Origin of the sequence: Vibrio fluminensis, assembly GCF_015278125.1 — a bacterium.
Taxonomy (GTDB): Bacteria; Pseudomonadota; Gammaproteobacteria; order Enterobacterales; family Vibrionaceae; genus Vibrio; species Vibrio fluminensis.
In genome coordinates, this window is the sequence record NZ_JADILO010000006.1 from 119,496 (window position 1) to 132,483 (window position 12,988).

General features: G+C 45.3%; 15 protein-coding genes. 1 reads left to right on the plus strand and 14 read right to left on the minus strand.

Annotated elements, in window-relative coordinates:
• Positions 1 to 52 precede the first annotated feature (52 nt).
• The 13 genes from IRQ95_RS06775 to yceD all read right to left on the minus strand — a co-directional run bounded on the left by IRQ95_RS06775 (position 53) and on the right by yceD (position 10,640).
• Positions 53 to 820, minus strand: coding sequence for a TatD family hydrolase (locus IRQ95_RS06775; protein WP_194436229.1), 768 nt, complete (start codon positions 818 to 820; stop codon positions 53 to 55).
• Entirely contained in the window at positions 811 to 1,773 is a 963-nt protein-coding gene (gene holB / locus IRQ95_RS06780; RefSeq protein WP_194436230.1) for a DNA polymerase III subunit delta', read from the minus strand. Before holB ends, IRQ95_RS06775 begins: the two co-directional genes overlap by 10 nt.
• Positions 1,773 to 2,405, minus strand: coding sequence for a dTMP kinase (tmk, locus tag IRQ95_RS06785; RefSeq protein ID WP_194436231.1), 633 nt, complete (start codon positions 2,403 to 2,405; stop codon positions 1,773 to 1,775). Before tmk ends, holB begins: the two co-directional genes overlap by 1 nt.
• A 5-nt stretch (positions 2,406 to 2,410) precedes the next feature.
• Positions 2,411 to 3,427 (minus strand): endolytic transglycosylase MltG, encoded by a 1,017-nt coding sequence (mltG, locus tag IRQ95_RS06790; protein WP_194436232.1) that lies wholly within the window; start codon positions 3,425 to 3,427, stop codon positions 2,411 to 2,413.
• The gene (pabC, locus tag IRQ95_RS06795; RefSeq protein ID WP_194436233.1) at positions 3,424 to 4,227 is read right to left on the minus strand and encodes an aminodeoxychorismate lyase; all 804 of its coding nucleotides are present in this window, start codon (positions 4,225 to 4,227) and stop codon (positions 3,424 to 3,426) included. Before pabC ends, mltG begins: the two co-directional genes overlap by 4 nt.
• A 122-nt stretch (positions 4,228 to 4,349) precedes the next feature.
• On the minus strand, positions 4,350 to 5,591 hold the full coding sequence (gene fabF / locus IRQ95_RS06800) for a beta-ketoacyl-ACP synthase II (protein ID WP_194436234.1): 1,242 nt from the start codon (positions 5,589 to 5,591) through the stop codon (positions 4,350 to 4,352).
• A 93-nt stretch (positions 5,592 to 5,684) separates the two neighbouring features.
• Positions 5,685 to 5,918, minus strand: coding sequence for an acyl carrier protein (gene acpP / locus IRQ95_RS06805; protein WP_004406112.1), 234 nt, complete (start codon positions 5,916 to 5,918; stop codon positions 5,685 to 5,687).
• 236 nt (positions 5,919 to 6,154) lie between these two features.
• Positions 6,155 to 6,889, minus strand: a complete 735-nt coding sequence (gene fabG / locus IRQ95_RS06810) for a 3-oxoacyl-ACP reductase FabG (RefSeq protein WP_075648780.1) — start codon at positions 6,887 to 6,889, stop codon at positions 6,155 to 6,157.
• Between the two features lie 36 nt (positions 6,890 to 6,925).
• Positions 6,926 to 7,849 carry an ACP S-malonyltransferase gene (fabD, locus tag IRQ95_RS06815; protein ID WP_194436235.1) on the minus strand — a complete coding sequence of 308 codons (924 nt, stop codon included), beginning with the start codon at positions 7,847 to 7,849 and terminating at the stop codon, positions 6,926 to 6,928.
• A gap of 70 nt (positions 7,850 to 7,919) precedes the next feature.
• On the minus strand, positions 7,920 to 8,870 hold the full coding sequence (locus IRQ95_RS06820) for a beta-ketoacyl-ACP synthase III (RefSeq protein ID WP_075648740.1): 951 nt from the start codon (positions 8,868 to 8,870) through the stop codon (positions 7,920 to 7,922).
• Between the two features lie 5 nt (positions 8,871 to 8,875).
• On the minus strand, positions 8,876 to 9,901 hold the full coding sequence (gene plsX / locus IRQ95_RS06825; protein WP_194436236.1) for a phosphate acyltransferase PlsX: 1,026 nt from the start codon (positions 9,899 to 9,901) through the stop codon (positions 8,876 to 8,878).
• A 9-nt stretch (positions 9,902 to 9,910) separates the two neighbouring features.
• On the minus strand, positions 9,911 to 10,081 hold the full coding sequence (rpmF, locus tag IRQ95_RS06830; protein ID WP_004414666.1) for a 50S ribosomal protein L32: 171 nt from the start codon (positions 10,079 to 10,081) through the stop codon (positions 9,911 to 9,913).
• 31 nt (positions 10,082 to 10,112) lie between these two features.
• Entirely contained in the window at positions 10,113 to 10,640 is a 528-nt protein-coding gene (yceD, locus tag IRQ95_RS06835) for a 23S rRNA accumulation protein YceD (RefSeq protein WP_194436237.1), read from the minus strand.
• A gap of 148 nt (positions 10,641 to 10,788) precedes the next feature.
• Between yceD and IRQ95_RS06840 the strand changes: the two genes are divergently transcribed.
• A complete protein-coding gene (locus IRQ95_RS06840; protein WP_194436238.1) occupies positions 10,789 to 11,370 on the plus strand; it encodes a Maf family protein in 582 nt (193 codons plus the stop codon).
• A 166-nt stretch (positions 11,371 to 11,536) separates the two neighbouring features.
• Here IRQ95_RS06840 and rluC read toward each other — a convergent pair whose 3' ends face one another.
• Positions 11,537 to 12,484 (minus strand): 23S rRNA pseudouridine(955/2504/2580) synthase RluC, encoded by a 948-nt coding sequence (rluC, locus tag IRQ95_RS06845; RefSeq protein WP_194436239.1) that lies wholly within the window; start codon positions 12,482 to 12,484, stop codon positions 11,537 to 11,539.
• Positions 12,485 to 12,988: the final 504 nt, after the last annotated feature.

Below are 12,988 nucleotides of genomic sequence, written 5' to 3' on the forward strand. Positions count from 1 at the left end.
TTTGAACAAAAAAAAAGAGACTTTCGCCTCTTTTTTATACTCGAATGCTTTTTTATCTCAAAAAAAGATTTTTGAAGTTTTCGCTGGTTTTTCGCCCAACTTCTGACAGTGCTGCACCTTTGAGTTGCTCTATATATGCCGCAACCTCAACCACATATGCAGGTTGGTTTTGTTTACCGCGATGAGGAACTGGCGCTAGGTAAGGTGAATCTGTCTCAATCAACAAACGCTCGAGTGGCAATGCCTTTACCACTTCTTTCAGTTCAGTCGCCTGTCTAAAGGTGACAATACCGGAAATGGAAATATAAAAGCCAAGTTCCATTGCCGCTTCAGCAAAAGCGAGATCTTCAGTAAAACAGTGAATCACGCCACCACACTTCTCTGCTCCGCCACTGCGGAGGATATCAAGCGTATCTTGACGTGCATTACGAGTGTGAATAATCAGAGGCTTGTTCAACTCTACTGCTAGAGCGACTTGCTGTTCAAAGCGCTGTTGTTGCAGCGGCTTAGTCTCTGGCTGGTAGTGATAGTCTAAACCTGTTTCACCGATCGCGACCACTTTAGGGTGCTGGGCGTACTGACGCATTAAATCAAAACTAAAGTCACTTTCTACATCTAACGGATGAACACCACATGATGCATAAACGTTATCAAATGGTTCAATCATTTCGATCATATTCGGAAAAGCATCAAGAGTGACGCCTACCGACAATAGTTCATTTACGTTAGCTGCTTTTGCTTTAGCAACCACGTCTGCGATCCCTTGATGAAGATCTTGATAGTCCAACTTATCAAGATGGCAGTGAGAATCTACAAACATGCTTCCCCATTAAATTTAAATAACCAGTCTAAAATCAATAGCTCACGGTTAAGACCCGTGTGCTGTGTCAGTTGCTCAATCAACGCTTGCAACGCCTGCGTCTGTTGGTAAAGCAAGTTATACGTAATACGTTCGGCCATGACTTTTGCACCAGGCACCGCCTGTGGAAGTTCCAATCCAAAGTGCACTTTCTGCGTATCGGTAAGCAAATACCAAAGCCATAGCAATGACGTTTCAATATCACCACTCAGTTCTTTCGCTAGTTTTATTGCATCACCACGCTGTGCAGCGACATCGAGTAACTGTTGCTCTATCGTGAGGTAGCGTTTGTGTCCGTCACCTTCAATAAACTTAAGCGTATTAAGCGGCGAATTACCATTAATATGTGCAGCAAAACTCGGCACCGCTTGTTGTGTTTGTGTTGCGAGCCAGCCTGCCAATTGTTCGGCTTCAGGCGGTGCAATATGCCACTGCTGACAACGGCTAGTAATGGTCGGCAACAGTTGGCTCGCCGAGCTACTCACCAATAAAAACAAACAGCTTGGCGATGGCGTTTCTAGTGTTTTGAGCAACGCGTTCGCCGCCGATTCGTTCATCGCATCCGCAGGCTGAATCACAATCACGCGATACCCCGCCAATTGAGAAGACTCTTGAGCGATTCGGTTGCATTGACGAATTTGATCGACAGTAATCGCCTTGCCCTCTTTTTCTGGCTTAATCCAGTGAAAATCAGGGTGACTACTCGACGCCATCAATTGGCAACTGTGGCAAAATCCACAAGGTTCTGACGCAAAGTTGCTGCACATCACGGCACGGCTAAATTGCGTAACTAGCTGATCTTCACCAAAGCCTGGCTTAGCAATCAACAAGGCGGCATTTGGGAAGCGATCCGCTTCTAAATGAGCCTGCCATTGTTGCCACAACGGTGTTAGCCAAGGGTAAAGCTGCGCCATTATAGTGCTTCCAACCATTGTTCTAGTGCTGTCTGAATATCCGCAGCAACTTTGTCCATTGTCTGCTCTGCATTGATAATAACAATACTGTCATCGCTATTGGCAATCTCAAGGTAACGTTCACGAGTACGGTCGAAGAAACTCATGTCCATTTTCTCAATGCGATCGAGCTCACCACGACCACGAGCACGTTCAAGACCGACGCGCGGATCAAGATCAAGATAAAGGGTAAAGTCCGGCTTAAACTCACCTAGAGTGGTCTCACGCAACGCTTGCATAGTTTGGCGTGGAATTTGTCGACCACCACCTTGATAAGCTTGTGAGGACATATCATGACGGTCGCCCACCACCCAAGTATCACTTGCCAATGCCGGTTTAATCACGTTCTCAACCAACTGAACGCGTGAAGCATACATAAGTAGCAGTTCTGTCATATCTTGCAGAACTTCACCTTCATGTTCTTGCTTGACTAACTCGCGCAATTTTTCAGCTAACGCAGTACCGCCTGGCTCACGAGTATGCTTAATAGACTCAATACCTGCGCGCTTTAGTACTTCTAACACTGCGTTGATGGCAGTACTTTTACCAGCGCCTTCAAGACCTTCTACAACGATAAATTTAGCTTGTTTCATAAAAATTATTTGTTACTTCTTAGATGGCGTAAATAAGCACGAACCGCACGGTTATGATCGGCTAAGTTCTTTGAAAAAACGTGACCGCCTTTTCCGCTGGCGACAAAATAGTAATAGTTACTGTCTTCTGGGTTCAGTGCTGCTTTAATCGATGCTTCGCCTGCCATTGCAATTGGTGTTGGCGGCAAACCAAAAATCACATAAGTGTTGTATGGCGTGGCTGTACGCAGATCTTTCTTACGAATATTGCCATCATACTTATCACCCATGCCGTAAATCACGGTGGGGTCAGTTTGCAGGCGCATACGCTTATTCAAACGATTCACAAACACCGAAGCCACGCGTTCGCGTTCAGATTCTACCGCCGTTTCTTTCTCAATAATGGAGGCGAGAATCAAAGCGTCATATGGCGTCTTAAGCGGAAGTTTATCTTGGCGATTTTGCCAAGCCTCATCCAATACCGATTGCAGCTTATCCGCAGAACGCTGGAGAATATCTAAATCAGATGTCCCGTAGGTATAATTGAATGTCTCCGCAAGGAACAAGCCTTCCAGTTTCGTCTGCTCAATACCAAGCGCTTTGGCAATGTCAGCCTCACTCATCTCACTGGTTTTATGCTCAAGATAAGGGGCATTTTCTAAAATGGTACGCCACTCGCTGAAACGAGAACCTTCAACAAAAGTAATCGAGAACTGATGCTCTTTGCCCGTTTTAAATAACGCTAAGGCATCAGTTAAATTCATTTCCGGCGTAATTAAGTAAGTACCTGCGCGCAGCTGAGTAAGTTCAGGGTGGAAATGACGGATCACTTTCACCACATCACTGCTGGTGATCAGTTTCTGCTCATTAAGTTGAGCTAAAACGCGCTGAAAGCTCGAACCCGGTTTGACAGTAAAAATTTGTTCTTGAGTCAACTGCAAAGGCTGAGTAACAAACTGCTCAACTTGCTTAGTTAAATAGAAAAAAGCGCCGGTAGCTAACGCAGCTACCAAAAGCAACAACAAAGTGATCTTCTTAATCACGGGGACAACATCTCCTGAATACTTCTTGTCTGCTTTCCTATCTGGAAAGACTGACCTTCAATCCCCTTAATTGGGGCCACACCTAAAATCGAATTAGTGATAAAAACTTCATCCGCATCCAGTAAGTCCGTCAACGCAAACTCACCAACATGCAGATTAATCTTTTGCTGCTGCGCAATGTCCAAGACTCTTCGTCTTGCGACACCTGCAACACCTGACATAGTCAAATCTGGGGTATACAGTTCTTGCTCTTTCCACCAAAACAGATTCGCCATACTGGTTTCAACGATATGTTCCGATAAATTGAGCACCACACCATCACTCAGTTGGCGTTGGTCGAGCTCCGCTTTCACCAGCACTTGCTCCAAGCGGTTATTGTGTTTGTGCCCAGCGAGCAAAGGATTCAACCCTAAACGCGTCTGACATACCCCAAGCTCAATCCCTTCTTGTTGCCACTGATAATAGTGAGCAGGAAAAGCAAAGTCGCTAATAGTAACATTAGGAGCACTCACTTGAGTAGCGCTATAGCCTCTCCCCCCTTCCCCGCGGCTAATATGAAGTTTAAGCCCTGCGAGTGAGTCGTGATTTGCCGCCTGTTTAAGCCACAATTCGACTTTTTGCCAATCGGGATGAGGTATCGCCAACGCATCTAAACAAGCTTGCATGCGCTGTAAATGATAAGACCAACATTCGACTGCACCATCTCGAGTGAGCATAGTAGTGAAACAACCATCACCATATTGGAAAGAGCGATCGAGTAGAGAGATAGAATCGGTCGGTTGTCCGTTGAGCCAATACACAATTTTTCCCTAGTTAGCTTGCCAAACTGAATGCGTTTTACTGAGTTGTCCCAATTGGCAAAAAAAAGGCCTGATAACAAAGTATCAGGCCGTTTTATCACAGATTCGGATCAGTTTCTTGCTTAAATCTTCTTAAATACAAGAGAACCGTTAGTGCCACCGAAACCAAAAGAGTTACAGATAGCGTATTCCATATCAACTTTTTGCGCCACATGTGGAACAAGGTCGATATCTAGGCCTTCTTCTGGGTTATCTAGGTTGATCGTTGGTGGAACGATTTGGTCAACAAGAGACAGAACAGTAATGATCGCTTCAACTGAGCCCGCTGCACCTAGTAGGTGACCAGTCATAGATTTAGTTGAAGACACTTTAACCTGTTTAGCACCCTCTTCACCAAGAGCACGTTTAACACCTTTGATTTCCGCTACATCGCCCGCTGGAGTCGATGTACCGTGAGCGTTTACGTAACCAACTTGAGTACCAGTGATACCCGCGTCACGCATTGCCGCTTCCATCGCTAGCGCACCACCTGAACCGTCTTCACTTGGTGAAGTCATGTGGTAAGCATCGCCAGACATACCAAAGCCAACAAGCTCTGCGTAAATCTTAGCGCCACGCGCTTTTGCGTGTTCGTACTCTTCAAGTACCATCACGCCGGCACCGTCACCTAGTACGAAACCGTCACGATCTTTGTCCCATGGACGAGAAGCCTTTTGTGGCTCATCGTTACGAGTTGATAGTGCTTTCGCAGCACCGAAACCCGCCATGCCTAGTGGCGTAGAAGCTTTCTCAGAGCCACCCGCTACCATTGCATCAGCATCACCGTAAGCGATCATACGTGCAGCATGACCGATATTGTGTAGACCTGTTGTACACGCTGTTGAGATAGCGATGTTAGGACCACGAAGACCACGCATGATAGATAGGTTACCTGCAACCATGTTGACGATGGTTGATGGTACGAAGAATGGGCTAACTTTACGTGGGCCTTTGCTCACTAGAGCTGTGTGACCAGTTTCGATTAGGTCTAGACCGCCGATGCCAGAACCGATAGCGACGCCGATGCGCGCTGCGTTCTCTTCGTTAACTTGTAAGCCTGAATCGTCTAGAGCTTGAATACCAGCTGCAATGCCGTACTGGATAAATAGATCCATTTTACGAGCATCTTTCTTAGACATGTACTCTTCGCAGTTAAAATCTTTAACAAGACCTGCAAAGCGAGTAGAGAAATTAGTAGCATCAAAGTGTTCGATATTAACGATACCACTTTGACCTTCTAGCAGGGCCTTCCATGATGATTCTACAGTGTTGCCTACCGGTGACAACATACCCATGCCAGTGACAACAACACGACGCTTGGACACGATTTTATTCTCCGGAAATGAAATGATTCTATGAGAGATATAGATGAGTTATAAAAAAACGCAGGCGGCCAGAAGGCCGCCTGGGGGGAGAGATTACTGAGCGCTGTTCACGTAGTCGATTGCAGCTTGAACAGTAGTGATCTTCTCAGCTTCTTCATCTGGAATCTCAGTGTCGAATTCTTCTTCTAGAGCCATTACTAGTTCAACAGTGTCTAGAGAATCAGCACCTAGATCATCAACAAATGAAGCTTCGTTTTTAACTTCTGCTTCGTCTACACCTAGCTGTTCAACAATGATTTTCTTTACGCGTTCTTCGATGTTGCTCATTTTTTCTTTTCCTTTACAGATTTCGCTCAATGCGATGATTCCGTAGTTTATTAGAACTATTGAAAGTTGCAAGGGGGACCTTGCTGGTCAAACCACAATTTTAGCGATTTTAACCGAAATTCAATACATTTTTGACTTATATCATGCACAAATCTTGTGCAAGCTAATAGCAAGTTTTACAGATTTGTCGCGAGAAGCAAGCAAGTTCCTCACGTATCCATGTAGAAACAGTGCTATTAAACCATATACATGCCGCCGTTAACATGCAAAGTTTCACCTGTGATGTATGCCGCTTCTGGCGATGCTAAAAATGCAACAGCCGACGCAATCTCACGAGGGTCACCTAAACGTCCTGCAGGAACGTTCGCTAACGTTGCTGCACGTTGGTCATCATTTAGTGCCTTAGTCATATCAGTTTCGATAAAACCAGGTGCTACTGTGTTAACAGTCACGCCACGTGAAGCCACTTCACGTGCCATAGATTTAGTAAAACCAATCACACCCGCTTTTGCTGCAGCGTAGTTAGTTTGACCAGCGTTACCCATAGTACCCACTACTGAACCTACGTTGATGATGCGACCTGCGCGTTTTTTCATCATGCCACGTAGAACCGCTTTAGACATACGGAAGATTGGCGTTAGGTTAGTATCGATGATGTCATTCCACTCATCATCTTTCATGCGCATCAGTAGGTTATCACGCGTGATACCAGCGTTGTTCACTAGAATATCGATCACACCAAACTCATCATTGATGGTTTTTAGCGTCGCTTCGATAGACTCAACGTCAGTCACGTTTAGTGCAAGACCTTTACCGTTCTCACCCAAGTACTCACTGATTGCAGCTGCGCCGCTTTCAGACGTTGCAGTACCGATTACTGTTGCGCCACGCTCAACCAAAAGCTCAGCGATTGCGCGGCCAATACCACGGCTAGCACCAGTTACTAGGGCAATCTTGCCTTCTAGATTCATCATTATTTACGTTCCTTTTGCTTAATCGACAGCAGATTATTTAGCCGCTTCAAGAGAAGCAATGTCGTTTACTGCTGCTGCATCTAGCGTTTTAACGATACGTTTAGTTAGGCCAGTAAGAACTTTACCAGGACCAACTTCAAGCAGTTTCTCTACGCCTTGCTCGCTCATTAGCTGCACACTCTCAGTCCAGCGTACTGGGCTGTATAGCTGACGAACGAGTGCATGTTTGATCTTAGCCGGATCAGTTTCTGCTGCTACATCAACGTTATTGATAACTGGTAGCTGAGGCGTGTTAAATTCGATCTCTTCTAGTGCAACCGCAAGCTTGTCTGCTGCTGGTTTCATTAGTGCACAGTGAGACGGAACAGAAACAGGAAGTGGTAGCGCACGCTTGGCACCCGCTTCTTTACATAGTGCGCCAGCGCGCTCTACTGCTTCTTTGCTACCTGCAATAACAACTTGACCAGGAGAGTTGAAGTTTACTGGTGAAACAACATCACCTTGAGCCGCTTCTTCACAAGCTTTTGCAATTGACTCATCATCTAGACCGATGATTGCGTACATTGCACCCGTACCTGCAGGTACTGCTTCTTGCATCAGTTGACCACGTAGCTCAACTAATTTGATTGCTTGTTTAAAATCGATAACACCCGCACATACTAGCGCTGAGTATTCACCTAGGCTGTGACCCGCTAGGTTTACAGGCTGCTCAAGACCAAGCTCTTGCCATACACGCCAAATAGCAACAGAAGATGCAAGTAGAGCTGGTTGAGTACGGTGAGTTTGGTTTAGATCTTCTGCTGGACCATTTTGAACCAGCGCCCAAAGGTCGTAACCTAGAGCATCAGAAGCCTCGGCAAAAGTTTGTTTAACTACGTCATATTGTTCGCCAAGCTCTGCAAGCATACCTACTGCTTGAGAACCTTGACCTGGAAATACGATAGCAAACTTGCTCATGTTGTTTTCCTTAAAACAAAGAGAAGAAAGAAAGATGCACCTAAGTGCATCTTAAATTGGAATCCTGTACTTAGAACTTAACCAGTGCTGAGCCCCAAGTGAAACCGCCACCAAACGCTTCTAGTAGAAGAGTTTGACCACGTTTAATACGACCATCACGAACTGCTTCATCCAATGCTGTAGGCACGGTTGCCGCAGAAGTGTTGCCGTGTTTATCAAGGGTTAACACCACTTGATCAAGCGACATAGAAAGCTTCTTCGCTGTCGCAGAAATAATGCGATAGTTCGCTTGGTGTGGCACCAACCAATCTAGCTCAGACTTGTGCATGTTGTTTGCTTCAAGCGTGTCTTTCACTAGTTTAGAAAGCTGAGTTACTGCCACTTTAAACACTTCGTTGCCTGCCATATGCAGCCACTTGTCCGCGTCTTTGCCACGCTCAGGAACAGGAAGACTTAGCAGATCACCAAAGGCGCCATCCGCATAAATATGCGTAGAGATAATGCCTGGCTCTTCACTTGCACCTAGCACGACTGCGCCCGCAGCGTCACCAAACAAGATAATGGTTGAGCGGTCCGTTGGATCGCACGTTTTCGACAGAGCATCAGCACCAATCACTAGTACATTTTTACACATACCCGTTTTGATATGCTGATCAGCCACTGACAGCGCGTAAACAAAACCTGAACACGCTGCTGCTAAATCAAATGCAGGGCAGCCTTTAATGTCCAGCTTCGCTTGAACCTGACATGCCGCTGAAGGGAAAGTGTGGCTACTACTCGTTGTCGCAACGATGATCAAATCGATATCGTTCTTATCAATGCCCGCCATATCAATCGCGTTCACAGCAGCATGATAACCCATGTCGGCAACGGTCTCGTTTTCAGCAGCGATACGGCGCTCTTTAATGCCCGTACGTGCAACGATCCACTCGTCGGTTGTATCTACCATTTTCTCTAAGTCTGCGTTAGTACGCACTTGAGATGGCAAGTAGCTGCCAGTACCTAAAATTTTGCTAAACATGAAGACTAATAATGCCTCTCGAGTAAAACCGCTTCCAAACGATCGCTTATACGGCTTGGTACCTGTCGTTTGACCTCGTGTAGGGCTTCGCCGATGGCATTCACGACCGCCTCTACATCTGCACTTCCGTGGCTTTTTATTACAATGCCGCGCAATCCTAGCAAACTTGCACCGTTATACTGGTCGGGGTTCAATGTTTTTAGTTCATTAATTAACCCAGAAAACAATTTTCTTGCTATCCAACCCTTTATAGATGAGGCCATCATGTAGTTTTTCAACTTATCTATAAAAAGCTGGGCTGTGCCTTCACTGGTCTTAAGGCAGATATTGCCAACAAAGCCATCACACACCACCACGTCGGCATAGTCATTAAACAACTGATTACCTTCGATATAGCCAATAAAATTTACCGACTCAGTCTGTGATAACATTTCTGCACAGCGTTTGACAAGATCATTGCCTTTAATTTCTTCCGCACCAATATTTAAGATAGCCACTTTTGGTGGTCTGCCTAAATACTGCTCGGCTAACGCGCTTCCCATCACCGCAAACTGGAATAGTGAGTCTGCATCGCTTGATACATTCGCGCCCAAATCTAGCATCCAAGTACGATTGCCAGAAATGGTTGGCAATGCCGAAATCAATGCAGGACGTTCAATACCCGGTAACAGTTTAAGACGAAAACGTGACAGAGCCATTAACGCGCCAGTATTACCTGCGCTAACACATGCGTCTGCCTGACCGACAGAAACAAGATCAATGGCTTTACCCATAGAACTGTTTTGTCCGTTACGAAGCGCGAGGGAAGGTTTTTCCGAATTGGAGATCACCCGGTCACAGTGTTTAATACTCAAGCGAGTATCTGGCTGATAACCAAGAGAGGATAATTGAGTTGTGATCGAAGTCCGATCACCTAATAAGATCACTTTTAGCTCTGGGAAATGCGACAGTGCCTGCACGGCGGCAGGCACTGTTACGCGAGGACCGAAGTCTCCGCCCATTGCATCAAGTGCAACGGTAATATTTTGCAAAGGTCAACCTTACTTGTTGATAACCTTCTTGCCGCGGTAGTAACCTTCGGCAGTCACGTTGTGACGTAGGTGAGTTTCACCTGAAGTTGCGTCTACAGATAGTGCAGCTGTAGTAAGCGCATCGTGTGAACGACGCATGCCACGCATTGAACGTGATTTCTTGCTCTTTTGTACGGCCATTGACCCTACTCCTATGTAAATTCTTAAAGAATTACTTCTTCAAGCTTTTTAAAACGTCAAATGGATTCGGTTTTTTCTCTTCCTCAATTTCTTCAGGAAGTTCACCAAACACCATATTATTTGAGTTAACGCTACAGTCCGCTTCGTCGTGCATTGCTACTTGTGGCAATCCAAGGATGAACTCGTCTTCAACTAGTTGAATCAGGTCTAACTCACCGTACTCGTTTAGATCTACCAAATCGTACTCTTCCGGTGCTTCCTCTTCACTCTTCTCGCTGTAAACAGGAGTATAAGTGAATTGGACTTCACACTGATGTGCGAAAACCTCATTACAACGTTGACACTCTAAATCAACTTCGACGTTAGCTTTACCAGAGATAACGACGAGTCGCTGTTCATCAAGCCCAAATGACAATGAGACTTGCGCGTCACGTTTTACGCCTTCAGTTGCTTCGCTTAAACGCTTGAAAAGACTGGTCTGAATAATACCTTCATAATCCAATCGTTTTTTAGCTTCTCGTGCGGGGTCAACCGTTCGCGGTATTTTTACCTTTTGCATAGGGCGCAAATTCTATCTTCCAAATTGTTTAGAGTCAAAGAAAAAGGGCAAAAAGTTTTACTTTTTTTCCTTTCGATTACTAAGGCTAGGCGAACAGTCATAACTTCGATTAAGCTGTTTTCCAAGCAAGCTACAATTGTAAATTAAAATGACAAATTACCAACTAGTTTTAGCCTCCACTTCGCCATTTAGGCAGCAACTGCTCAATAAACTAGCAGTCTCTTTTATCACCGCAACGCCAGATTGTGATGAAACACCGCTGGTTAACGAGCAACCAAGCGAGCTAGTGCTGCGCCTTGCCGAGGGCAAAGCCCAATCATGCCACATTGAGCAAGATAGCCTAGTCATAGGTAGTGACCAAGTGTGTGTCATCGATGGCGAAATTATTGGTAAACCCCACACTCGAGACAAAGCTATCGAGCAATTAACTCGTCAAAGTGGCAAAAGCATCACTTTTTATACTGGTTTAGCTTTGTACAACTCTAAAACAGCGACGGTTACCTCTAAGTTGGATACGTTCACGGTCCATTTTCGCCAACTAAGCCAACAGCAAATCGAAAACTATGTCGACAAGGAACAACCTTTCTACTGCGCAGGCAGTTTCAAGAGTGAAGGTCTTGGCATTGCCCTGTTCGAACGCTTGGAAGGTAAAGACCCAAATACGTTAGTCGGGCTACCGCTGATTGATTTGATTGATATGCTAGAAGCGGAAGGTTTTAGGGTTTTGTAAAAAGAAAGGTCGCTTGATGCGACCTTTCTTTTTGGATGCGGGAAGACAGAACGCTTCACTACGGAACACTTCGTTACGGGTAAGACACTATCAATTCCGTTGTCCGTGAGTTAGCATGATTGCTGACGTTTCGTAAGCCAGCGCCAATGCGCTGAGCGTTCGCTAATCAAGCAAGCTTTCTCAACCCAACCAACACTTTCTCAAGCTTGTCGCCCATTGGCGCGTTGATTTCCATCTGCTCTTCAGTGCCAGGGTGAACAAACTTGATGTTTGCTGCGTGCAAGAACAAACGGTTAAGCCCTACTTTACCTGTGTAGGCATCAAAGCGGCGGTCACCATAACGATCATCCCATGCAATTGGGTGGCCGGTATATTGGGTATGCACACGAATTTGGTGTGTACGACCGGTAATTGGGCTCGCTTGGATTAGAGTTGCATCTGCAAACTTTTCCAACACTTTAAAGCGCGTTTCTGACGGTTTGCCATTTGGGTTAACACGCACAATGCTATTGACTTCATTTTTCAACAGCGGCGCGTTGACCACTTTACAGCTTGGTTTCCACTCGCCCATCACTAATGCAAAATAGTATTTCTGTACGGTTTTTTCGCGGAATTGAGCTTGCAGATGACGTAGAGCTGATCGCTTTTTCGCCACTAACAAAATGCCTGAAGTGTCTCGGTCAATGCGATGAACCAATTCTAAGAAACGGGCTTGTGGACGCAATGCGCGTAACGCTTCAATCGCACCAAATTTCAAACCACTGCCACCATGCACAGCCGTGCCTGAAGGCTTGTTCAGAATCAACATATGTTCATCTTCATGGATAATCATATGTTCTAACTCTGCCACCTTATTTAGCTTGGTACTTGGCGCGACTTCCTCTGCTTTTTCTTCCATTGTTACTGGTGGAATTCGTACTAAATCACCCGCTTGTAGCTTGTACTCAGCTTTAACACGTTTTTTGTTTACACGAACCTCTCCTTTACGAAGGATGCGGTAAACCATGCTTTTAGGGATACTTTTTAAATGATTGCGTAGAAAATTATCAATACGCTGACCAGCCATGTCAGAATCAATATCGACAAACTGGACTTGGGTTCTTATTTCACTCATGCGGCTATTCTATCACTCAACGCTGCGCAAAATCACATTTTCTTGGCAACAAACAGTCAGTTTACTTGTTTTCAATCGAACTACGAACTGTTTTTCTATTGCCCATTTATAAAACTAATGTTATCTCAATCAAAAGTATTACAATACAGTTGGTTACGAAAAATAAAACTCGATTCTTTAGCGATTTGCTATAAAGCAGATTGCTGTGTTAGGTGGGTACTGCTATAGTTCACACCTGCGATGATTGATTTGGTTGACTTTTGTACTAACCGAAACAACAAAGCAATAAAAGAGTAGATTGCTGATAAATAGAAAGTGCAGCACACGGCGTAAGACCTTTCGAACATTGGCTAACTTGTTGCTCTACTCGTCACCTTTCATGTTGAGTAAATTCCGCCGATATCGCGGCTCACAAGCAAAGTTTTGTGAGAACTGGAGTGCCCCAGAGCATCCCTCCAGCCGGGAGGCTGCACCGTTCAAACCATGGGATCTGGCACCGTGAAA